Here is a 24383-nt window from a genome sequence, read left to right on the forward strand (position 1 = left end):
ATATTATATTGACTTTATTTTTTCTTTAAAGTATTTTTTAGATAATGATTCACTTTTAACTTCATGCATATAATGTGAAGTCCTAGAATTATATTTTTTCAATCAACATCTAGGCTAACATTAAAAATTTAAACAACATAATTAACATTTTTCGCTGATTTATCGCTTTCAATAATTTTTTTAGCATCTGCTAATTTAATGGCTACCATTTTCGTAATTCCTTGATTTTGCATAGTTGTACCATATAATACATCACAATTTTCCATTGTGCCTGGACGATGAGTAACAATAATAAATTGCGTATATTGTGAAAAACTACGAACATATCTAGCAAAACGCTCTAAATTTGCTGGATCCAATGGCGCTTCAACCTCATCTAATATTGTCAATGGCAATGGCTTGACTTTTAAAATAGCAAATAATACTGCTAATGCAACTAATGATTTTTCACCACCTGATAATAAGTTTAAATTACTAATTCTTTTACCAGGAGGATTAGCAAGCACTTCCACACCTGTATTTAAAATATCATCAGGTGATGTATATCGTAAACTACAAGTTCCTCCAGCAAATAAAGTTTGAAATGTTTCGGGCAATACCATATTAATAGCTTTGATTGTTTCATCAAATTGCGTTACCATAACATTATCCATTTCATCAATGGCTGTTAACAACGATTGTGATGCTAATTGCAATTCATCATGTTTAGTTTTTAAACGTAAATAACGTTCATTTTCATTTTCAAATTCTTCAATAGCATTAATATTTACAAATCCTAAATCTTCAATTTCACTACGTAATTGTTGTACCAAATTACGTGCTTGTTGTTCATCTGCTAATGGTTCACTATAATGTTCTCTAGCATATTCATAAGTTAAATTATAAGTTTCAACTAAACGTCTTAAATTTTGTTCTACTTTTGACTCCATTTTTACTTGCTCAAGTTTTTGATTATTTAATTTATTACTAGTCATAAAATGTTCTTGATTTAAACTATATAATTCATTTTCTAAAGTTTGCATTTGTTCTAATAATTGATGTTTCTGTTTACGAATTAATTGTAATTGACTTTTTATTGTCGCTTGATCATATTTAGAATTTTCATATTGAATAAAAATATCATTTAATTGATTTGTAGTATCAATATCTAATTTTTTACCAGTCAATGTTTGATATTGAGTAGTTAATAATTGTGATTGATTAGTGATATCACTAATTTCACTAATCAATTTATTTATTGTTAAAGTAATTGTCAACTTTTGACCTTGATAATTATTTAATTCGCTTTCAATACTTGTTCTTTGGACATTTATATTAACTAATTGTTGTTCTAATGATTTAATTTCTTCTTTTAATTCAGAAACTATTAACTTTTCTTTAAAAACATTAATACTATTTTGATGTTGATAACCTCCAACAATAGCACCTCCAGCTTTAATTAATTGACCATCTAAAGTTACACATTGATATTTAGCAGCAATTAATTGTGAAATAACTCTTGCGCTTTCTAAGTCTTCACAAATAATAGTACGACCTAAAAGAAAATTAATAATCGGCTGAATTCTATTATCAACTGCTGTAACTAAATGATGAGCAAAACTTAAATAACCCGATTTACTATTAACAATAATTTCATCTTCTTTAGTCGCTGTTCGAACTTGAATTGAATTTAAAGGTAAAAAAGTCGCAATTCCCGCTTTATTTTGTTTTAAAAATTCAACAGCCTTGGTTGCATCTTTGTTAGTCGCCGTAACAATGTTTTTTAAAGTATTGCCCAATACTTTAACAATCGCTTCACTATAAAGATCGGGCACCGAAATTAAATCACTCACTACTCCAATGATGCCATATAGTTTATCTTTATTATTTAAAATTGTTTGAACACCCAAATATTTTTGATTTTGTCGTTGTTGATAATTAATTACCGATTCTAATTGTGCTTTTTTTTCGCCTAAACCACGATGAATATTATTTTGTTCTAAAATTAAATCTTGATGTTGAACATTTAGTTCTTCAAATAAATTATTAATTTTATCAAAATTTTCTTGTTCTTTTTTTTGTAAAAAAGTTTTTTGTTCAATAATAGTAAGCAAAGTTTCAATTTCATTTTTTAATTTTTCAACTTCTGTTTGATCTTTTATTTCACTTTGTTTTGTTTTCATTAACGATTTTTGTTGTTCTAAAACTTGCAATAAACTATTAACATTAGATAAATTCATTTCTAAACTATTAATGTTTTTATCTAAATCATAACTTTTATTTTTTAAAAATTTTAATTGTTGTTCATTCTTACTAATATTTAAATTAAGTTGTTGTTGTAAAATTTCATTATCATTTATACTGACTGTTGTAAGTTTTAATTGATTATGATATGTCTCCAAATCTTTAACAATAATAGTAATTTCATATTTTTTTAAATTATCACGTAATTCAACATAAGTTTTAGCTTTCTGTGCTTGTTTTGCTAATGGTTCAATTTTTCTACTTATTTCACTAATAATATCATTAACTCGAACTAAATTTTCATTAGTACGCTCTAATTTACGTAATGACTCTTCTTTCCTCTTTTTGTATTTTGAAACACCCGCAGCCTCTTCAAATAAAGTTCTTCTTTCTTCTGGTTTAGAATCAGCAAATCATGAAACATTACCTTGACTAATAATTGCAAGTGAACCTTTAGCTAAACCTGTACCCATAATAATTTCTTGTACATCTTTTAAACGAACACGAGCTTTATTAATGTAATATTCATTTTCTGAACTATTACGAAAAGTTTTTCTAGTAATTTGTACTTCATTAAAATCAACTTTAAATATTTTATTAGTATTATCAAAAACTAAAGTAACTTGAGCACTATTTAATGGTTGTTTACCTTTAGCACCATTAAAAATTATATCTTTGCTATTTTCACCACGTAATGATTTAACTGATTGTTCACCTAAAACTCAACGAATAGCATCATTAATATTAGACTTTCCAGAACCATTAGGGCCAACAATACCTACAATATTAGTATCAAATTCTATTGTTAAAGGCTCTGCAAATGACTTAAAACCATATGCTTCAATTCTTTTTAAGAATGCCATCTTACCTCACCTATTTTAAAATATATATTTATATTTTACCATGAATCAGTTTAATATTTATTGTTAAGATTTAGCAGAAATATTACTTTATTTGCATTATTATTTGTTCTTTAATTGTTTTATAATAAAATTTATTAATTCACAAATAAAATAATGTAGTACTAATAATAGTACTAATAATTAACATTATAACTAAGATACTATTAATTCATAATGGAATTCCAATAATTGAATAATTAAAGTTGAGAATATTATAAGGATAAATAAAATTTTTAACATCATTTGCTTGTAAAAATACTGGCTCTAATATAAATATAAGTTAGATAAATAATTGGATAAATAACTACTAATATAAATTGTTTTTTAATATTGATATTAAATTTATTTTTTCTAAAAGTTAAAATTAAAAAAGTAATCATCAATATTGGTGATACTAAATGATCTAAAAAGGAACAAAATAAAGATAAATTATTCAATTTTCAAAATCAATTAAGTTCTAAATCTAACTTTGAAACACTATCAATAAATATCCCCACTCAAAAAATAAGGGCAGTAATAGTGATGTATAGCTAACTAAAGTAATGTTTACTCATATCTTGAAAAACAAAATCAATCGCTTTTTTAATATTTGGTCAATAATTTGGTAATATTTTTCTTATATTATGTTTTATAGCAAATCAAAAATGTTCAATTGGATTTAAATTAGGAGAATATGGCGGAAGAAATAATAGTTTGCATCCAGCATTTTCAATTAATTGTTGTGTTAATTTAGATTTATGAAACGTTGCATTATCTAAAACTATAATTTGTCCACGCTTTAATACTGGAATTAGTTTATTTTTAACATATGATTCAAAAATTTTACTATTGCAATGTCCTTCAAATGCTCATAAGGCTTTTAATTTACCTTTATTTAGTGAACCAATTATACTCATTCTCTTTATTTTATATGCGGGTTTATTATCAAATAATCTTTTACCTTTTTCAGATCAACCATATTTATAAAATTCATTATCATCAATTCCAGATTCATCAATATATACTAAATCTTCATTCATTATTTTAGCTATTTCTTTTAAAAAATCTTCTTGTTTATTTTTATCTCTTTGTTCATATAGAAAAGTTTTTTTTATATGTATAATTTAGTTTTTTAAAATAGTTATAAACTGTTTCTTTAGTTATATTTCCAAATTTATCAATTACTTTTTGAACTGTAACATCTTTATTTTCTGCTAAATAATTTTTTAATTCATCTAAATCCTTTATTTTGTGGCTATGTCCTTTTTGATAATTCAAAATTGGTTTTATATGCCTAGTTTCTTTTTTTCTTTTTCTTCATAAAAATAAAGTCTTTCTAGTGATATTGAACACTTTACAAATTTCTTTAATTTTCATATTTTTACTTTTATAAGCTTCTATTACTTTTCTTCGTAAGTCTTCACTGTATGGTTTTGGCATAATTTAATCTTCCTAATCTATTTTAATTATTGCTGAATTGTACTTTTAAATTCAAAAACTGTTTAAATTACATATTATTATTTTACATTATTTATGAGTAAATATTACTTTAGTTAGCTATATATTGTTAAATTAATTTGACTATAAATATTAGTGAATCTATTTGTCTGCTCTTTTTGATGATAAATTAAAGAAAATAAAAATCAAATATTAACAATAAATATTGTTTGAGAAGACCAAAATGATAACATTATATCAAAGTTTTGTAATACTATAGAATTATAGAAATTATCTTTATTAGTACTATTAACATATCAAAATTCAGTAAATACAGAAAAGATGATAGTTAATATTGATAAAATAAAAATTAATATACAACTTAAAAATTTATATAAAAATCTTCAATTTTTAAATTTTTGCTTATATAATAAAAACACAAATTATTCCTCTTCGAAAAACAAAATCATATTTAATAAATATAATAATAACATTTTTTTTGCTAATTTAACAAAAAATAAGTATTAATTAAATTTTGACATGAATATTTTAATAAGAAGTAAGCGAAGTTGAAGATAAATTTCTACTAGAATCACTTTCTTTACTTTGTTAAAGTCCATCAAAATTGTTTTCTAAAATTGGTAAAAATTCTAAATCACATTGCTCTTTTATATCATTAAAACTCACAATTGGACTATCTTTTTTAGGTAGCACATTTTTTAATTGTGTCTCTAGTTGTGCAATTTTTTCTTCTTTTTCTTCAAGAATTTTTTTTAAATGTTCAATTTCAGTATCTTTTTTTTCAAAATCAGATTTGAAAGCAGTAGTTATTGCTTCAACTGCATCTCAATCTTCATCTTCAGTTTCTTCTCATTCTTTTTCAACTTTTGCTTTAATTTTTGGAATTAAATCTTCTATATATAGCTAACTAAAGTAATGTTTACTCATATCTTGAAAAACAAAATCAATCGCTTTTTTAATATTTGGTCAATAATTTGGTAATATTTTTCTTATATTATGTTTTATAGCAAATCAAAAATGTTCAATTGGATTTAAATTAGGAGAATATGGCGGAAGAAATAATAGTTTGCATCCAGCATTTTCAATTAATTGTTGTGTTAATTTAGATTTATGAAACGTTGCATTATCTAAAACTATAATTTATCCACGCTTTAATACTGGAATTAGTTTATTTTTAACATATGATTCAAAAATTTTACTATTGCAATGTCCTTCAAATGCTCATAAGGCTTTTAATTTACCTTTATTTAGTGAACCAATTATACTCATTCTCTTTATTTTATATGCGGGTTTATTATCAAATAATCTTTTACCTTTTTCAGATCAACCATATTTATAAAATTCATTATCATCAATTCCAGATTCATCAATATATACTAAATCTTCATTCATTATTTTAGCTATTTCTTTTAAAAAATCTTCTTGTTTATTTTTATCTCTTTGTTCATATAGAAAAGTTTTTTTTATATGTATAATTTAGTTTTTTAAAATAGTTATAAACTGTTTCTTTAGTCATATTTCCAAATTTATCAATTACTTTTTGAACTGTAACATCTTTATTTTCTGCTAAATAATTTTTTAATTCATCTAAATCCTTTATTTTGTGGCTATGTCCTTTTTGATAATTCAAAATTGGTTTTATATGCCCAGTTTCTTTTTTTCTTTTTCTTCATAAAAATAAAGTCTTTCTAGTGATATTGAACACTTTACAAATTTCTTTAATTTTCATATTTTTACTTTCATAAGCTTCTATTACTTTTCTTCGTAAGTCTTCACTGTATGGTTTTGGCATAATTTAATCTTCCTAATCTATTTTAATTATTGCTGAATTGTACTTTTAAATTCAAAAACTGTTTAAATTACATATTATTATTTTACATTATTTATGAGTAAATATTACTTTAGTTAGCTATATGTATCAATATATTTAATAATCGTTTCAAATAATAAAGAATCTTCATTTTTAGTTGCTACATTTTCATTATTATCAATTGTCTTTCAACTATTAATAACTTTTAATCTTTCAATAGGAAGAATTTCTTTTAATGATGTTATAAGTGACTGATGTTGTTCTTCAATTTTTTGAAATTCTATCTTCTATTGACATTTTATATGGCCTTCCACCAGTGGTATTTTTTAGATTTTGATGATCTAATAAAATATTTAAAATTTCATTAAAAACTAGTTTATTAATACCAACTATTTTACGAAAATATTGATCTGGTTTATCTTTTAATTCAAAATATGTCATAAAATTTATCCTTAACTATTCAAATTTTATTTTAATAATAACAAAAAAATGAAAAGTTAACTAGTTATGCAGTAAGTCTAATTAAAAATTGTTTTCTTTTCATCACATTACTAACTAATGCGACTTGTTCACTACATTCTTTAACTTTTTCTAGATTTCTTTTATGATTTAAAATAAATTCTTGATAATCTTCACCAATAATTTTAAATTTTTTAATATTTTTTTCAAAATTAATAAAAACGTTACACAACTCAGCAATTTTTTCTTTTCACTCTACCGATAAAAACTGTTCTAGATTTTCTTCTTGTATAATTTGTTTTCAAAAATTAATCGCATTATCGGGAAGTTTTAATTCAGGAAAAAAGTAATCAAAATTAATTCGCGCTTGTTCTTGTTTAAATTTTATAATTTCAAAATATTGTTCTGGAAATGCTTCTTTAGCTATATTTTTTAATTCAGTAATTAAATTATGTTCTTCATTAAAAATTTGCTGTTCTTTTTCAATTCATTGTCATGAATTTTTTAAATTTTCTAATAAAAGTTCATCAAATACTAAAAACTTTTTATTATTATAAAGAGAAAATAACTCTTGATAAAGATGATGAACAATATTTAAAAATCAAAATAATGAATCTGCTTTAATTAAACTATTAAAAAATATAGCAAGGTCATCACTATTAATTGTTTGCAATACTTTCTTTCTATTTTTGCACTTGTAATCTTAGAAATTATTTCTTTTCTAAAATCCTTAATATTTTTTTGCTTTTTATTATCAGAACCTATTTCTTGACTTTCTGTAGGCACTTTTTTACATCCTTTCAAATAAAAAGCCCATTTATTTTATTAAAAATAAAACAATGGGCTTGAAAAACATATTTTTTTAATTTTTTTATTTTAAATTTTAATTAAAATAAGCAAAGGAACAATTCTAAAATAAATTAGTTATAATTTATTTGAAAAAGTTAATTAACAATCTCTAAAATCTCTTGTTAATTACCTATAATAATGCATATAGTTTATCTCTAATATTTAAGATAACTATTATTAAATAATAGCATTTATAAAACGTATTGCAAATAATATACAAAAATCATACTTTATATTACATTAATTTTACTAATTAAAATGATAAATAAAAACATCATTGATATTATATAAAAATAATAAACACTGTTATTATGAAATAAATTTTATTATTACATGAAAAAATAACAAATATGCAAATTAAAACAATAAATCCCTTCTAATTTAGAAGGGATTTTTATTCTAAAATTAATGTAAGAACCTGTTTAGAATCTTTTCGAAAATAATGTAAAATGATTATATATTTTAAAATCAGAGGTATATATTATGCATAAAAATTATCCAAGTCATGTCACCAAAGAACAATTTGAGAACATAAAATCAATTTTAGAAAATAGCAAAAAGAAAACAAAACCAAGAAGTTTAGATTTATATGAAGTATTTTGTGCAATTTTATATGTATTAAAAAGTGGTTGTCAATGAAGAATGCTACCAAAAAATTTTCCAAAATGACAAACTGTATATTATTATTTTCAAATTTGAAGTAAAAATAACGGTAAAGAAGCTAGTGTATGGCAATTAATTTTAAAAAAAATTGGTTAAAAAAGTTCGTATCAACAATAATCGCAAAGAACAAACTAGTTTTTGTATAATTGATTCGCAAAGTGTTAAAAATACAGATACTACTGAAAATAAAGGTTATGATGCTGGTAAAAAGATTTCAGGAATAAAGCGTCATATTATTGTTGATTCTCAAGGTTTAATAACCACAGCAGAAAAAACAGATCGTAATAGCGCTATAATAATGATTGAAAATGAAAAAGAAAATCTTTCTGCAGTTCAAAAAATAATAGTAGATGCTGGTTATACTGGTGAAAAATTTGCTTCTGAAATCAAAACAATCATAAATGCAAATGTTGAAATTATAAAACGCAATGAACTACATACTTTTGTAGTATTACCAAAAAGATGAATTGTAGAACGAAGCTTTGCTTGATTAGAAAAATACAGAAGATTATGAAAAAATTGTGAAAGAAAACTAAATACTAGTTTACAAATGGTTGTTCTTTCCTTTATTTCAGTTTTATTAAAAAGATTCTAAACAGGTTCTAAGAACAATTTAAAAAATAAATAATTTTATTTCTTTATTATTAGAAAGAAATAAAAACCTATTTGTTCAAGATTAACTTAATTCATTTTTAAATTCATAAATATGAATATCAGTTTTATCAACAACAAAACCAATAACATACGAAATACCACAAAGAAAATCTATAATTCTTCTTCGATCATTTTCAACAGTTGTTGTTAAATTAACTTTAATTGGTTTTTGTAAAATCATAGCATTAGCAATTGATTCAATTTCTTGATAATTTTTAGGAGCAAATTCTTGTATTTGTTCTTGAAAACTGGTTTTATAATTACTATTTTCATCATTGTCTTTATATTTTTTACTTCTTCATCCCATAATTAATTAAACTCCCTTTCGTCTTCGTAAAAATGATGGTAAATCATCATCTGCTTCCATTGCTGCTTCTTGGACTAAATTTTGTTGTTCTTCTTCTTTTTTCTTTGTTTGTTCTTTAATTTCTTCACTTAAATATTGAGTCTTATTAGTAATAAATTCATGATTATCAACTTTTGAACTATAAACAAAATTATTAGCATTAGCACCTTCTTCATCAAAACCAGTGGCAATAACTGTTACAATCATTTCATCATTTAAATTTTCATTAACAGCAACACCAAAAATGATATTAACATCATTACCCGCAGCATCACGAACTAAATCAACAGCAATATTAGCATCAGTTAATGTCATTGTTGTTCCACCAGTAACATTAACAATAGCATTTTTAGCACCCTTAATTGTCACATCATCAAGTAAAGGAGAAGAAATAGCTTTTGTTGCGGCTTGTTTAGCTTTATGTTCACCCTTTGACATTCCAATACCGAATAAGGCATTACCTTTATTTTCAATAATAGTACGAACATCAGCAAAATCTAAATTTATTAAAGCAGGAACAGCAATTAAGTCAGTAATAGTCTGTACACCTTGACGTAAAATATTATCTGCTTCTTTAAACGAATCTTTAAGAGGAATATTACCAATTACTTGTAATAATTTATCATTAGAAATAATAATAATTGCATCAACTTGTTTCTTTAAATTTTCAATTCCAACTACGGCATGAGCATTACGATTACGTCCTTCAAATTTAAATGGTTTAGTAACAATAGCAATTGTTAAAGCACCCCATTCTTTAGCAATTCTTGCAACAATTGATGCAGCACCAGTACCAGTACCACCACCCATACCAGCAGCAATAAAAACCATATCTGCACCATCTAAAGCACGTTTAATCTCTGCTTCACTTTCAATTGCGGCTTGTTTACCAATTTCGGGATTAGCTCCCGCTCCAAGTCCCTTTGATAATTCTTTGCCCAAAATAATTTTATTTTCAGCTGGTGATGCATTAACTACTTGTGCATCAGTATTAGCAACATAAAAATCAACACCTTGTACCTCTGCTTCAATCATTCTATTAACAGCATTATTACCAGCACCACCAATACCAATTACCCGAATTGATGCTATTGGTTTAAATTGTGAATTATTATGTTCCATTTTATTTTCCTCCTGATTAATCAAATTGTCTTCTTCTATTTACTACCATCATTATACTGATAATTTGGTTGAAAGGGGGAATTATAATGCTTATTATCATGATTATTAGAATGCGTATAATGATTTAATTTTGATACAATTTCTGGTTTATGTATTGATGAAATATAATTATTACTAAAAACATTTACTAAATGTTGGTAGTGAGTATTACCGATTAAAGTAGTTCACTGATAACTATATGCACCAGGAGTTTGGCTAAGCATATATTTTACTTCTTTTAATTTGCTATTATTTTTAAAATAGTTGGCAAAACCACATAAACCAATAGTAATTCCCGTAAAAATAATTTCCATATCTGAACTATTATTATCACTAACTTCATCCAGAAAATATTCAATACAAGCAATAATTTCATTAATTTGGTTTTTAACTGTTGCTTGTAAATCAGTTTTTGTTAAACGAACAATAGATTTTGTCTGCTCATCAACATACTTATCAACAACAACATCGCATAAATAATTACTACTTATATTAATAATTTTTTGTAAATATCTTTCAGCTTTATCATAACCACAATGCATTTGCTTCATTAATGATTGAATTATTTGATTTCAACCAATTTTAATATTGGTTGTTGCAAATAATACTGAATTACTAAAAACACTAATCTTAGTACTATTAATATTTCAATCAACTAAAACTGTATTACGATTAAAATCAGTATTTTTAATATTACATACTAATGCAAATTGATCTAAAGTAACCGTTAACAATTCTGTTTCGGCATTAGTTAATACTTCGAGGTGAGAATTATATAAACTTTTAGGTAATGAATAAACTAAAGCATCAACATGCATAACTTGTCCTTTTTTAGCAATTGGTAATTGTTCATTACCAATTGCATGATCAACTTTAAAATTATATGGTTTAGTTAAACAAATAATTTCACTATTATCAATAGTAATGTTTTTAGCCATTTCAATCACTTTACTACAATCTTCATCAGTAATAATGTGGTTAGCATCTTTAAAATCAAGTGATGCTTGTGATTGATAAATTTTTAAATTATTTGAAGGTAAAGTTAAGGCAATACGTTGTACTTTTATATTTAAAGTATTATTAATTTTATTAATAATTTGCCTTAATAACTTACCTGTAGCAATTGAATTAATAATTACACCATTTTCAGAAAACTGTTCAGTATCAACAGTTTCTTTATATAAAACCTGAATTTGATTATTAACATAATTATTAACCATAACTTTTAAACTAAAGTCTTCAATTTGACATACAACATATAATTCTTGAAAATTCATATTGTTCACCTCCAAACATTTTTATGAATCAATATAAGTAATAACTCTTAACTTTGCACTTCGTGCTCTTGGATTTTTATTTATTTCATCAGGCTTTGGTGTAATTGGTTTTTTAATTATTAATTGATATTTTGTTTTTCAATTATTGTGAACTGGTAATTTAGCATATAATTGTGCTTGTGGATCAATTAAAACTTCATTAAAAGTTTGTTTAACAATACGATCTTCTAAAGAATGAAAACTAATAACAACAATTCTACCATTAGAATTTAATAATTTCAAAGATTGTTTTAAAGAAGATTTTAATGTTTCTAACTCGTTATTAACAGCAATTCTTAATGCTCGAAAAGTCTTTTTGGCAGGATGATGATGCTTATTTAATACTCTTACTGGTAATGATTTTTTAATAATCGTAACCAATTGTAAAGTGGTATCAATTGGTTGAAAAGTTCTTGTTTTAATAATATTTTTAGCAATACTACTAGCAAATACTTCTTCACCATAATTTTTAATAATTGTTTTTAATTGCTCATAATTATAATTATTAACAATATCTCACGCATTTAATTTTTGACTTTGATCCATACGCATATCTAACTTAGCATCTTTCATATAACTAAATCCTCTAATATCTTCATCAACTTGTGGTGATGATATACCTAAATCATATAATATACCATCAACTTTAGTAATATTTCTTTTTAAAAGCTCAGATTGAATATTAGCAAAATTACTTTTAATTATTTCATATTTATCTTTAAAATCTTTTAAAATAATTTTACTATTATCAATGGCCATTTGATCTTGATCAAAAGCATATAGTTTGCCAGACGTAAGTTTTGATAGTATAACTTTACTATGACCTGCTCGTCCTAATGTACAATCGACATAAATACCATCAGGTTTAATATTTAAGAAATCAATTGCTTCTGTTAACATTACAGAAATGTGTCTTGCATTGATATTATTCATAATTTTTATATCTCATCTAGAGCTGCTGCCGCTGACTCAAATTTATCCTTGGTATCTTGATTAAAACTATTTCAATTAGTTTCTGATCAAATCTCAATTTTATTGGATAGTCCAATCATAATTACTTTTTGTTTAATATCAACTAGTGTCAATAATGAATGTGGAATATTAATGCGACCTTTGCTATCAATAGTTAATTCTTCTGAATTAGCAAATACTTGTCTTGCTAAAATTCTGGCTTCTTTCTGACCTTCGGATTGTGATAAGATTTTATCTTGTCATTTAATAAATTCAATTTCGTTACGAATAACTAAGCAGCCTTCAAAGCCTTTAGAAACAATAACAATCTCATTGTTATGAAAATAACTTCTAAACTTAGAAGGAATTATCATTCGTTTCTTTTCATCTAATGTTGACAATGATTGTCCTAGTAGCATAATATCACCCACACTTTCCCACTATTACCCATATTATATAACCTTTGGCATATAATTGCAATTGATTAGGTAATGTTTAGTAATCTGTGTAACTTACAAAAATAACTATGTTTAATTAATTCTAGTAAATATAATTAAATGTGGAATGGCAACACTTTTTAGGACTATTAAAAGTAATTTTCATAAATATATCTTTATTTTGAAATTCAATTGGTTTTCAAGAGGTTGTTTTACCACTAAGAACCTGTTTAGGATCTTTTTTGATTAATTTTAATAAAATTTATATTATAATGGTTATTTTATAATAAAAAATAGATTTTTAGTCGATAAGTTTTCAAATGATAAAATCTTTTTAACAAAAAAATGAAAAAGAAAATAAATTATTGGTTAAGTACCTATTTATAAATGATTATTTCTTGTTTTAGTTAAATTCTATTAAAAAGATCCTAAACAGGTTCTAAGAGTTTTAACAGTAGGATTTGTTTTAATAAATCCTAATTTTTGATAAAAATCAATACGTTTATTAATAACATTATTTTCTTTAATATCCTTTAATTCTTGATCACTAAGATTAGAATAAAAATCAAAAATAGCTTTTGTTAAATTTGGATATTTAATTAATCCTTTTTCTAAATTTTGTTTAAATAAAATTGCTTCTTTGATTTCACTAACAGTATATTGGATATTATTTTCAAAATTAATTTTAATAATGTCACTATTTATTTTGGTTAATGAGTAAGGCAAACCACCTAATAAAAATAGACTACAGAAAATAACAAAAATTAAAAAAACTGTTTGTGATGGAGTAAAAGTTAACATTGGTACTACACCAACAGTAACTAAAACAGCAAATAAAGAGCAAAAGCCAAAAAACTTTAGGATAGTTAATACGTAAAAAGTTAAATAAGAAACTTTTATAATAATTCCGCAAATCCCGCCAAATATTAATAAAGCAATAATATTTATGAAAATAAAAGTTAAACTCATAAAAAATAAAGCAGCGTATTGAGTTAAAATAATAACATTTCTTGTATAAGGTTTAGTAAGTAATAATAAGAAAGAACTATCTTCAAATTGAGTACCAAAAATTTTTATAGCATTTAATAAAATAAAAATAAATAAAAATATACTATAAAAAATCATAATATAATATTGTAAATCAATAATAAAATCTTCTATTGATAAATTTAAAAAAAAACAAAACACTAATGCTCAATACCGAAATTACTATTGAAAATAAAAATAAAAATGCCGTAATAAAACTGTAACTAATTTTAATTATAATTAATCTAAATAACTTAAATCAACTTGCCTTTTTAGTTTTAGTTTTTTCTATAGTTTTCGTTGTGGTTTCTAGTAATCTGTCCATTTTTTTCTCCTTTACATATTATCAATTATAATCAATTTTTTTGTTTATAAAATATAATTTAATGAAAGAGAAAAATTATTTTTTATTAAACTGTATAAAAAAAAGAAATATTATTTAAACATTTTAATTATAAGTAATAAAATTTAACAAATTTTGATATAAAAGATAATCTAATAATTATGATTACAATGCTTATTTTTTGATTATTAAATTAAACTTGATTTTTTATAAACTTATTCGTTTACTGAAATATTAAACTTAATATATTCACAACATTTTAATTATAAATATTATACAATATACTAAAACTTTAATAAAAGATATTAAAAGAAATTTTAGGAGGGTACTAGAGTGAAGGGAATATTAAATTATTAGCAATTTTTGGATTAACAGCACCATTAGCAGTAAATGTAGTGGCATGTGGAAATGGTAATAGTTCTGATACCGATGATGAAGTATCGGAAAATGCTGATGTACAAGAATTATTAAAAAAAGCTAAAGAGCAAATTAGTTTAGGACTTGCAAATTTAATTAGTGAATATAAGAATTTAACTTTTGAAGATCAATTTGGTGAATCTGGAAAAGATATTACTAATAATTTAAATAGTTTATCTAAAGATAGTGACACTCTGGTTGATAGTAAAATAAAAGATATATTTTTAACTAGGCTTCAAAAAGATATTACAAATCTTATTATTGAGGATTATTTATTACAACCATCTGATTTAAAACCATTATTTAATAATATAACTACTAGTGAAATTTTAAAAATTGATTTTAATGAAACAATAATGACAAATAAACAATTCAATTGAACTAAGGAAAATGCTGATTTTGGTATTGAAAATTATGATCCAGCAACGTATGACATAACAATGTGATATAAACTTGCTGCAGATTTAAAATTAAAATTATCTTATAAAGATGAAAGTAACAAAAAGACAGAAATTGAAGTATCTAATATTTTTGATTTTAATTACGCTAATACTGGCGCTAATTTAAAGGCTTTAATTGAAGCTTCAACTGGTAATGTAACAAAAGTATTAAAAGATTTTATGATACAAATAGAAAACATCGCTACTGATAGTGAAAGTTTATTACAAAAAGCAAAAGAATTAATTACTAAAAAACTTAATAACAATAAAGTTAATATTACTAAAGTTGATATTAATGCTCAATCAGAAGTTCTTCAAAAAAATGATGTTTATGCTAGTGGTGATCATATGTATGAAGCGCTTACTAAATCTACAATTGATGAAGCAATTGATTCTTTGAAAAATTATTTATCACCAACAGCAACAGCTTTTTCAGATGAGATTACTAAGTGACTTGTTGGAAAACAAGGAGTGCCTGAAGAAAGTAAAAATAAAATTAATGCTTTTGGAAAAATCACTATTAGTGATTGAAGCATTTCAGGATTAAGATTAACGCCAATGACTTTAGATTTTATTAATATTAGCCCTAATCAAACGCAAGGTGAATGAGCAGAGCAAACAGCAACATCATTAGGTAAAATATTTTATACAAAAAGTGCATTTGCTAAAGGGCGTATTGATATCACTACTGATAATAATTTAACAATATATATGAATCCCGGAGATTTTGATAATTTTGTTCAAAATAATAAAACAATAAGTGATATTAGTGACTATATTAGTTCAAAAATAAGTTCTAAAGCTACAACCGAAGATCTTATTAAAGGTAATATTTCAGTTACTTTAAATGGTCTTTGAAAAGGAGCAAAAAATCCAACTTTAAGTGATAGAACCAGTGTGGAAAAAGTAGATGATAATACATTTAAAGTTAAAAGAAATGCGGGTGGTATGCATGGTTATAATTATTTAACTATTCGTTATGCAAACACTAATTTTTTAACTGGAATGATTAAGAATCATAAAAATAATCATATTTTATTTGATAATTGAATTATTAAAAAAGCAGATACTGATGTTTGATAATTTATATTATTTTTCAAAATTTTTTGTTATGATAAAAAGTTTCTAATATAATTTAAATTTTTAATTTTAATAAATTTAAAAATTTGTATAGTATTTTAATTATTATTTTTATATTTTCATTTCTATAAATTTATCTTTACATTTAATTAAAAATAGTGTATTATATTTAAGTTGTTGATTAATTCGCAATTTTCTTTTAAGATATGATTGATAAAAAAATATCAAAAAAGTTGTTAATGATGTCAAAGAAATAAATAATATCATGAAATTATTTGACAACTTTTAATTTTAGAAAAATTAGATGAATTAATACTTTAAAATGTAAGTAAGTATATTATATATAAATAATAAATAAAACTAATCCTTTTTTAAAATAATCCTCTTTTAGAGGTTATTTTTCAGGTTATAATTATCATTTTTTCTAAATTTATTCAAAATTTATTTTTAAGGAGAAATATATGAGTTTTACAGAACTAAATTTAAAACAAGAATTAACTGCTGCTATTGCTAAATGAGGTTATACTACCCCAACACCAATTCAAAAGAAGACAATTCCAGTTTCTTTACAAAAAAAAGATATTATTGGAAAAAGTCATACCGGAACCGGAAAAACTGCTGCCTTTGTCTTACCTATATTACATAATTTAGATATAAAATTATATCGTAATCAAGCCATTATTGTTTGTCCAACTAGAGAATTAGCAATCCAAGTTGCTAAACAAGTAAAAAAATATGCTTATTTTTTAAATGGCGTTAATGTTGCTTTATTATGCGGTGGTGTTAATATTAGAAATCAATTATATGATTTAAGAACTAGTAACATAGTTGTTGGAACACCAGGAAGAATTACTGATCATATTAATCGTGGTAGTTTAAGATTAAATTCAATTAAAACATTAGTTTTAGATGAAGCAGATGAAATGTTAAAAATGGGATTTAAAAAAGATATTGATTTCTTATTTGAAAATTCACCTCAAAATATTCAAACTGTTCTTTTTTCAGCGACAATGTCAAAACCAGTTTTAAAAATTGCTGATGATTATCAAAATAATCCAGTTAGTATTAGTGTTGAAGATGAAAGTCAAAAATTACAACAAGCAAATATTAAACAATATTATTTTGATTGTCGTAATATAACAAAAGAAACTGCATTAGTTGCTTTATATCAAAAATTACAACCACAATTAAGTATTGTTTTTTCAAATACAAAAGCTTTTACTAACAAAATCGCACAATTATTAGAACAAAATAATATTAAATGTGCTGTTATTAACGGTGATAAAAGTCAAAGAGAACGTATGGAAGCAATGAGACAATTTAAAAATGGTAAGGTTAAAGTACTAATTGCTACTGATGTTGTTGCTAGAGGAATTGACATTAATGGTATTGATTATGTTTTTAATTATGATATTCCACGCGAATATGAATACTATACTCATCGTATTGGTAGAACAGCTCGTGCTGGAGCACAAGGCACTGCTATTACTTTAGTAAGTAATAGAGTTCAATATAATGAAATTCAAGAAATTCAATATTATCAAAATCACGAAATTACTTTACTAGATACTACAGGTTGAGATTTACCTAAAAATGTTGTTAAAGTACCGACTAAATTAAATTTTTCATCTCATAACAATAGAAATGATTTTAAACGTAATGTTGATAATAATTCAAAATGAAAAAGAAAACCAAAATATTAAAATTATTCATTTTTATAAAAAAATCACTTAATTATTAAGTGATTTTTTCTTAAATATGGTAATGTTTAGTAATCTGTGTAACTTACAAAAATAACTATGTTTAATTAATTCTAGTAAATATAATTAAATGACTAGAAAGAGTGAGTTACAGATGGCTAAAAAACAAAGTATTAATAATAATGATCCAATATCAAAAGCAGTAGATTTATTACTAGAAAATACTGAAGATTTAATAACAGTATTTAAAGAAGGAGGATTATATAAAGAATTAACAAAAAGATTAGTAGAAAAGATGTTAAATTCTGAAATGCAAAATTATTTAGGGTATGAAAAAAATCAACATAGTAATAGTGAAAATGCTCGTAATGGTATAAGTTCAAAAAAATTAATAACTCAACAAGGTAAAATTGAAATTAATGTACCAAGAGATCGTAATAGTTATTTTACTCCTGTAATAGTTGCAAAAAGACAGAGAAGATTTGATGGCTTTGATCAACAAGTTCTTTCACTATATGCCAAAGGAATGACTTTATCAGATATTAGAATGCAGTTGCAAGAGTTATATCATGGTGCAGATATTAGTGAAAGTGTTATTAGTCAAATTACTGATGATGTGATAGATGATGTCAAGGCGTGGCAAAATCGACCATTAGAAAGTATTTATTCTATTGTTTATTTTGATTGTATAGTAGTTAAAGTACGGCAAGATAAACGCATTATTAACAAATCAGTTTATATAGCATTAGGAGTGGATTTAGAAGGCAAAAAAGATGTTTTAGGTTTATGAATTAGTGAAAATGAAGGTTCTAAATTTTGACTAGCTAATTTTACAGAAATGAAAAATCGAGGCTTAAATGATATTTTGATTGCTTGTAGTGATAATTTAACAGGCATGTCAGAAGCAATACAAGCAGTTTATCCTAAAACTGAACATCAATTATGCATAGTTCATCAAATTAGAAATAGTTTAAAATATGTTTCATACAAACATCGAAAAACCTTAGTTGCAGATTTAAAACCAATTTATAGTGCATGTAGTGAAGAACAAGCAATGCAAGCTTTAGAATCATTTGAAAGTAAATGAAATAAACAATATCCGCAAATTACTAAATCTTGATATAAAAATTGAGATAATTTAATGGTTTTTATTAGTTATCCACCAGAAATTAAAAGAGTGATTTATACTACAAATGCTATTGAATCTGTTAATAGTCAATTACGAAAAGTTATCAGAAATAAAAAAGTTTTTCCTAATGATATGGCAGTTTTCAAAATATTTTACTTAGCAATTGAAAATATAACAAAAAAATGAACAATGCCCATTCAAAATTGAAATACAGCAATTGCTCATTTTATGATGAAGCTATTATTAGTGCTTTTAAAGAAAATAAATGTGTTTATGGAACAAGAAAATTAAAAGTAATATTAGAAAACCAAGAAATTTATTTATCAAGACGAAAAATTAAAGAAATTATGAATAAGCATAATTTAATATCAAAATACACTAAATTATCATTCAAAAATCATAATAACAAAGTAAATGATGAAAAAATCACTAATCTTGTGAATAGAAACTTTAATAATAGGCTTAAAAATGAAGTTATTGTCAGTGATTTAACTTATGTTCAAGTTAATGGTAAATGAAACTATATTTGCTTATTAATTGACCTATTTAACCGCGAAATTATTGGACATAGTGTAGGTACTAGAAAAGATGCCTTATTAGTACATCAAGCATTTATGCAATCAAATCGCTGTTTAAAAGATATTCAAATATTTCATAGTGATTGTGGTAATGAATTTAATAATAAAATTATTGATAAACTTTTACTAGCATTCAATATTACTCGCTCTTTAAGCAAAAAAGGTTGTCCTTATGACAATGCTGTTGCTGAAGCAACTTTTAAAACTTTCAAAACTGAATTTATTAATGATAAAAATTTTAGATCATTAATCCAATTAAAATTAGAATTATTTGATTACATCAATTGATACAACAACATAAGAATCCACAGCACTTTAAACTACTTAACTCCAGTTAATTATCAAAAACAAATGTCTACCAAAAAATAGTCCTAAAAAGTGTTGCCATTCCAGTTTTAACCAAAATTGATTATTTGAGTTTTGAAAGTTGTTAGTTTTCAGTTATAAATTTTGATTTGCTCATCAACAAATTTTTTCATGCTTTCATTTGGAACTAGAAATAAAACTTCGTATCCGTTTTTACAGTAATGTCTTACTCCATCAAACTTTTGTCTCATTCGTTGTTTAGTTTTTCTAGTTCTTTCAAATTCAATAATCATGATTTTATTTTCATAGTGAACTAACAAGTCGGGATATCCTTTTTCTCGATAACTTTCTGCTTTTAGTTCTTTTTCTGTTTGATATGAAATTATATCTGTTTGTTGTGATAATCATTTGATGAGTAAATCTTGGTGTTGGTGGTTTCTTTTCATTAGTTGGTTGATTTTTTACTAATCATCATCTTTTTGATATTATTGGATGGATAATTTCTATTCCTATAATTATCATTTTAGCGATTATTATTGGATTTTTATTTTATATTGTTTGTTGAATATTAACTGATTTATTTAAATGAACTATCAAAAAAATCAAAAATAAAAGAATAAATATAGATATTTAAAGGATTTAAATTATGACAGAAAAAGAACTAAAAAATATTATTAATAATTTTGTAAAGTTAAATCCTAAGAGAGATATTTATCCAAAATTAAGTAAATATGATAGTAAAGTTTTTTTTGATGTTCAAAATTTATTTAAAAATAATTTAAAGTTAATAAATCAAGATAATTATAATGATATTTTTAGTAGTAAAGATGGTAGAATGTTATCAGGTAAAAAATGAATATCAATATTAGGTACAAGTAAAAATATTAATGATTATCATACAAATCTTAGACGTGACTTTGAAAAATGTAATCAAAAAAAATTAGATTTCTTTTGGATGAAGAAGATTGAAGCAACTATTTTTTTAATTTACAAATCATAATGCATAAAGAAATTATTAATTTTTCAGATTTTCAATCTAAAAAATTAAAATATGATTTATATATTAAAAATTTAAGAAAATAAAATCATTATTGATGATATTAATTTATATCGTAATAGTTTAATTAAAATAACTGCTGGAGGTTCTAAAATTAGTCAAGATAATAAAAATAAATGAAATATAATGAATAATAACGAAAGAGAAATCATTGGATTAGATTTTTATTTCAAATTAATATTTTTAGTTAATGTTTTTAAACGTTTAAAAAATAAAAATTGGTTTGATTAGATAAGGAGAAAATTATTATGAAAATACTAAGAAAACTATTGTCAGTCGTTATGATTTTAGGATTTACTATAGTAACAGTAGCTAATCTTGTTGCATGTAATGATTATCAAGGTGTTAAATTTAATTATGAAAATATATTATCAACTAAAAATTTACAAACACAAACACAGGATAATAATGGCAATTTATATTATGCAACTTTTGATAATACTGATATTGGTATACCTGGAGAGAAGATTTGAAAATGTAATATCAGTACAAAAAAGAATGAAATTTACTGAGAAGATAAAAATTTTAAAGTTGGTTCTTTTAATATGGCAGTTGACAGTAAGGGAAATATTTATTTAGGTTCAGCAGGTGGGGTACAAATTCTTTATAATAAAAATAAATCAAAAACTATGCCCTTAGTTTCTAATATGACAACTAATATTACTTATTTTAAAAATAATATATATGTAACAACTTTTGATGGATTTTATAAATATAATATTGACACTAAAAATACTGAAAAAATAAATTTACCAAATGATTCAATAGTTAATTCTATATTTATTGATAAAAATGAAAATATTTATCTTGGAGTTTATAATTCTATTAATTATGGTGCATTAATTATAAAAAAAGATGAGTTTGAAGCCAAACCAATCATTGGAGATGATTTTTTTAATGCTAATGGTGTAGGTTTAATTGCAGAAATAGATAATAATATATATTTTTATAGTTTGAATTTACAAAGTAAAAAAGCTAAATTATATTATAGTAATTTATATAATATTAAATTAGAATATTTGTTAGATTTGTCAGTTAATGTTGAAAAAATATTTAATGTAAATAATAAAATTGGTTTGATAATACAAGAAAATAAAAATTGCACAATTCAATTTTTAAATATAACTGACAACATTAGTTTAGAAAAAAAATTTGAAATAAAAAATAATTTTTATAATCAAATAATCCAAAATTTTAAAATTTTATATCTTTATGATAAAACCAAAATTGATTGTTTAAGTTGATAAAACTTAAAAAAGTAATATAATAAAAAACAAAACTTAAAAATAAAAAAAATGCAACAGGCGTATTTACTAGATACCCTATTGCTGACAGGTTATGCATGTAGACGTGAAACCTGCATTTAAATTATATATTTTTTCATAATTTTTTGCAAACGACATTCTAGATGTAACCTAAAATGTCGTTTGGAATGGCAACACTTTTTAGGACTATTTTTTGGTAGACATTTGTTTTTGATAATTAACTGGAGTTAAGTAGTTTAAAGTGCTGTGGATTCTTATGTTGTTGTATCAATTGATGTAATCAAATAATTCTAATTTTAATTGGATTAATGATCTAAAATTTTTATCATTAATAAATTCAGTTTTGAAAGTTTTAAAAGTTGCTTCAGCAACAGCATTGTCATAAGGACAACCTTTTTTGCTTAAAGAGCGAGTAATATTGAATGCTAGTAAAAGTTTATCAATAATTTTATTATTAAATTCATTACCACAATCACTATGAAATATTTGAATATCTTTTAAACAGCGATTTGATTGCATAAATGCTTGATGTACTAATAAGGCATCTTTTCTAGTACCTACACTATGTCCAATAATTTCGCGGTTAAATAGGTCAATTAATAAGCAAATATAGTTTCATTTACCATTAACTTGAACATAAGTTAAATCACTGACAATAACTTCATTTTTAAGCCTATTATTAAAGTTTCTATTCACAAGATTAGTGATTTTTTCATCATTTACTTTGTTATTATGATTTTTGAATGATAATTTAGTGTATTTTGATATTAAATTATGCTTATTCATAATTTCTTTAATTTTTCGTCTTGATAAATAAATTTCTTGGTTTTCTAATATTACTTTTAATTTTCTTGTTCCATAAACACATTTATTTTCTTTAAAAGCACTAATAATAGCTTCATCATAAATATTATTTTGAATTTTATTTTCTTTTTTCTTTAAATTAAAATAATATGTTGATTTAGAAATTTTTAAAAAATGACACATTGTGCGAATTTTATATTTAAACTTATTGTTTGTAATAATTTCTATTTTCTGCCTATTATTAGTGCTGCTTGCTTTAAAATATCATTTTCCATTCGTAATTGTTTTAATTCTTTTCTTAATTTAATTAATTCATTTTCTTCAACAGAACGATTATCTTTAGCTTTAAAACTACCTGAATTAGTAAATTGCTTAATTCAATTATAAGTAGCTGCTCTTGTAACATTATATTCTTTAGCAAGGTAAGATACTGATTTGCCGCTTTGATATAAAGCTACTATTTGTTTTTTAAATTCATCGGTATATGAATTAATATTGGCCATAATTATAGTTCCTTTCTTTCAACTAATTTGTTCACTTGTCTACGTAATTAGTGTCCAATAAAGTGTAACCCATCCACGTTTTTCTTTTTAAAGTTTATGAAAAAAGAAAGGAAGTAAAAAATTATGTTTTTATTTAATTTATTATCAAGTATTGATCCACAAACTCAACAGTTATTAAACAATTTAATGGATGTATTATTACCAATTTTGTATACCATTGCAGGATTTGCTTTAGCATTTTCTATTATTAAGTATTCTTGAAAAATTCATAATGATCCTGAAAATAAAGGTGATTATTTAAGACATATGGTTACAAGTGTTATTGCTTGTGGTGGAGTTTTAATTGCTTCTGGAATAGCTCATATTATTTTTGCAAGAATGTTAGGGATATTATAGTCATGAAATTCATGTTTTTAGATACTTTTGGCATTGGTCATGCCATATGAAAATTACTTTATGATATTTTTGTTCGAGGACCCTTATTTATAGTGAATGGTCTTGGTGATGCAATAACTTATTTGTCAGGA

At 23.7% G+C, this 24383-nt stretch carries 25 protein-coding genes; 8 read left to right on the plus strand and 17 right to left on the minus strand.

Annotated elements, in window-relative coordinates; all coding sequences use genetic code 4:
- Nucleotides 1-128: 128 nt before the first annotated feature.
- The 9 genes from ACQH26_RS01105 to ACQH26_RS01145 all read right to left on the minus strand — a co-directional run bounded on the left by ACQH26_RS01105 (nt 129) and on the right by ACQH26_RS01145 (nt 7617).
- Entirely contained in the window at nt 129-3086 is a 2958-nt protein-coding gene (locus ACQH26_RS01105) for an AAA family ATPase (protein WP_425382581.1), read from the minus strand.
- Nucleotides 3087-3655: 569 nt separating this feature from the next.
- Nucleotides 3656-4144 (minus strand): IS630 family transposase, encoded by a 489-nt coding sequence (locus tag ACQH26_RS01110; protein ID WP_425381862.1) that lies wholly within the window; start codon nt 4142-4144, stop codon nt 3656-3658.
- 40 nt (nt 4145-4184) lie between these two features.
- Complete coding sequence (locus ACQH26_RS01115) at nt 4185-4544, minus strand: IS630 transposase-related protein (protein ID WP_425382453.1); 360 nt, start codon at nt 4542-4544, stop codon at nt 4185-4187.
- Nucleotides 4545-5465: 921 nt separating this feature from the next.
- Nucleotides 5466-5702 (minus strand): transposase, encoded by a 237-nt coding sequence (locus ACQH26_RS01120; protein ID WP_425383056.1) that lies wholly within the window; start codon nt 5700-5702, stop codon nt 5466-5468.
- Nucleotides 5703-5954, minus strand: coding sequence for a transposase (locus ACQH26_RS01125; protein ID WP_425382582.1), 252 nt, complete (start codon nt 5952-5954; stop codon nt 5703-5705).
- Nucleotides 5955-5994: 40 nt separating this feature from the next.
- On the minus strand, nt 5995-6354 hold the full coding sequence (locus tag ACQH26_RS01130) for a helix-turn-helix domain-containing protein (RefSeq protein WP_425381863.1): 360 nt from the start codon (nt 6352-6354) through the stop codon (nt 5995-5997).
- A 213-nt stretch (nt 6355-6567) separates the two neighbouring features.
- Nucleotides 6568-6813 carry a hypothetical protein gene (locus tag ACQH26_RS01135; RefSeq protein ID WP_425382583.1) on the minus strand — a complete coding sequence of 82 codons (246 nt, stop codon included), beginning with the start codon at nt 6811-6813 and terminating at the stop codon, nt 6568-6570.
- 64 nt (nt 6814-6877) lie between these two features.
- Entirely contained in the window at nt 6878-7504 is a 627-nt protein-coding gene (locus ACQH26_RS01140) for a hypothetical protein (RefSeq protein WP_425382584.1), read from the minus strand.
- Complete coding sequence (locus tag ACQH26_RS01145; protein WP_425382585.1) at nt 7456-7617, minus strand: hypothetical protein; 162 nt, start codon at nt 7615-7617, stop codon at nt 7456-7458. The genes ACQH26_RS01140 and ACQH26_RS01145 overlap by 49 nt, the downstream gene beginning before the upstream one ends.
- Nucleotides 7618-8163: 546 nt before the next feature.
- On the opposite strand from ACQH26_RS01145, the gene ACQH26_RS01150 reads away from it, so the two are divergent.
- Nucleotides 8164-8938 (plus strand): IS5 family transposase gene (locus tag ACQH26_RS01150; protein WP_425382586.1). Its coding sequence is split into 2 segments (ribosomal slippage): nt 8164-8424 and nt 8426-8938, totalling 774 coding nucleotides; the frame shifts between segments, so codons are not numbered across the junction.
- 81 nt (nt 8939-9019) lie between these two features.
- Here the strand turns inward: ACQH26_RS01150 and sepF are convergent.
- The 6 genes from sepF to ACQH26_RS01180 form a co-directional block, all read right to left on the minus strand.
- The gene (gene sepF, locus ACQH26_RS01155; RefSeq protein WP_286642494.1) at nt 9020-9304 is read right to left on the minus strand and encodes a cell division protein SepF; all 285 of its coding nucleotides are present in this window, start codon (nt 9302-9304) and stop codon (nt 9020-9022) included.
- Nucleotides 9305-9310: 6 nt separating this feature from the next.
- Complete coding sequence (gene ftsZ / locus ACQH26_RS01160) at nt 9311-10465, minus strand: cell division protein FtsZ (protein WP_425382587.1); 1155 nt, start codon at nt 10463-10465, stop codon at nt 9311-9313.
- Nucleotides 10466-10500: 35 nt separating this feature from the next.
- Nucleotides 10501-11781, minus strand: coding sequence for a hypothetical protein (locus ACQH26_RS01165; protein WP_425382588.1), 1281 nt, complete (start codon nt 11779-11781; stop codon nt 10501-10503).
- Between the two features lie 21 nt (nt 11782-11802).
- Complete coding sequence (gene rsmH, locus ACQH26_RS01170; protein ID WP_425382589.1) at nt 11803-12753, minus strand: 16S rRNA (cytosine(1402)-N(4))-methyltransferase RsmH; 951 nt, start codon at nt 12751-12753, stop codon at nt 11803-11805.
- Nucleotides 12754-12758: 5 nt separating this feature from the next.
- On the minus strand, nt 12759-13190 hold the full coding sequence (gene mraZ, locus ACQH26_RS01175) for a division/cell wall cluster transcriptional repressor MraZ (RefSeq protein ID WP_425383057.1): 432 nt from the start codon (nt 13188-13190) through the stop codon (nt 12759-12761).
- A gap of 435 nt (nt 13191-13625) precedes the next feature.
- Complete coding sequence (locus tag ACQH26_RS01180; RefSeq protein WP_425382590.1) at nt 13626-14009, minus strand: hypothetical protein; 384 nt, start codon at nt 14007-14009, stop codon at nt 13626-13628.
- 963 nt (nt 14010-14972) lie between these two features.
- On the opposite strand from ACQH26_RS01180, the gene ACQH26_RS01185 reads away from it, so the two are divergent.
- The 4 genes from ACQH26_RS01185 (at nt 14973) to ACQH26_RS01200 (ending at nt 20290) form a co-directional block, all read left to right on the plus strand.
- Entirely contained in the window at nt 14973-16517 is a 1545-nt protein-coding gene (locus tag ACQH26_RS01185; protein ID WP_425382591.1) for a hypothetical protein, read from the plus strand.
- 458 nt (nt 16518-16975) lie between these two features.
- Nucleotides 16976-18217, plus strand: coding sequence for a DEAD/DEAH box helicase (locus ACQH26_RS01190; RefSeq protein WP_425382592.1), 1242 nt, complete (start codon nt 16976-16978; stop codon nt 18215-18217).
- Between the two features lie 151 nt (nt 18218-18368).
- Complete coding sequence (locus tag ACQH26_RS01195) at nt 18369-19634, plus strand: IS256 family transposase (RefSeq protein WP_425383058.1); 1266 nt, start codon at nt 18369-18371, stop codon at nt 19632-19634.
- A complete protein-coding gene (locus ACQH26_RS01200) occupies nt 19547-20290 on the plus strand; it encodes an IS3 family transposase (RefSeq protein WP_425382593.1) in 744 nt (247 codons plus the stop codon). The genes ACQH26_RS01195 and ACQH26_RS01200 overlap by 88 nt, the downstream gene beginning before the upstream one ends.
- A 26-nt stretch (nt 20291-20316) precedes the next feature.
- On the opposite strand, the gene ACQH26_RS01205 is transcribed toward ACQH26_RS01200, so the two are convergent.
- Nucleotides 20317-20673 (minus strand): hypothetical protein, encoded by a 357-nt coding sequence (locus ACQH26_RS01205; protein WP_425382594.1) that lies wholly within the window; start codon nt 20671-20673, stop codon nt 20317-20319.
- 200 nt (nt 20674-20873) lie between these two features.
- Between ACQH26_RS01205 and ACQH26_RS01210 the strand changes: the two genes are divergently transcribed.
- Nucleotides 20874-21227, plus strand: coding sequence for a hypothetical protein (locus tag ACQH26_RS01210; protein ID WP_425382595.1), 354 nt, complete (start codon nt 20874-20876; stop codon nt 21225-21227).
- 305 nt (nt 21228-21532) lie between these two features.
- Nucleotides 21533-22531 carry a hypothetical protein gene (locus ACQH26_RS01215; RefSeq protein WP_425382596.1) on the plus strand — a complete coding sequence of 333 codons (999 nt, stop codon included), beginning with the start codon at nt 21533-21535 and terminating at the stop codon, nt 22529-22531.
- A gap of 204 nt (nt 22532-22735) precedes the next feature.
- On the opposite strand, the gene ACQH26_RS01220 is transcribed toward ACQH26_RS01215, so the two are convergent.
- A protein-coding gene (locus tag ACQH26_RS01220) for an IS3 family transposase (protein WP_425382597.1) occupies nt 22736-23856 on the minus strand; the annotation gives its coding sequence in 2 pieces (ribosomal slippage) (nt 22736-23613 and nt 23613-23856; 1122 coding nt in all).
- 123 nt (nt 23857-23979) lie between these two features.
- Between ACQH26_RS01220 and ACQH26_RS01225 the strand changes: the two genes are divergently transcribed.
- Nucleotides 23980-24252, plus strand: coding sequence for a hypothetical protein (locus ACQH26_RS01225; protein WP_425382598.1), 273 nt, complete (start codon nt 23980-23982; stop codon nt 24250-24252).
- Nucleotides 24253-24383 lie beyond the last annotated feature (131 nt).

It is taken from the genome of Spiroplasma endosymbiont of Melieria omissa (assembly GCF_964031175.1).
GTDB lineage: Bacteria > Bacillota_I > Bacilli_A > Mycoplasmatales > VBWQ01 > Spiroplasma_E > Spiroplasma_E ixodetis_A.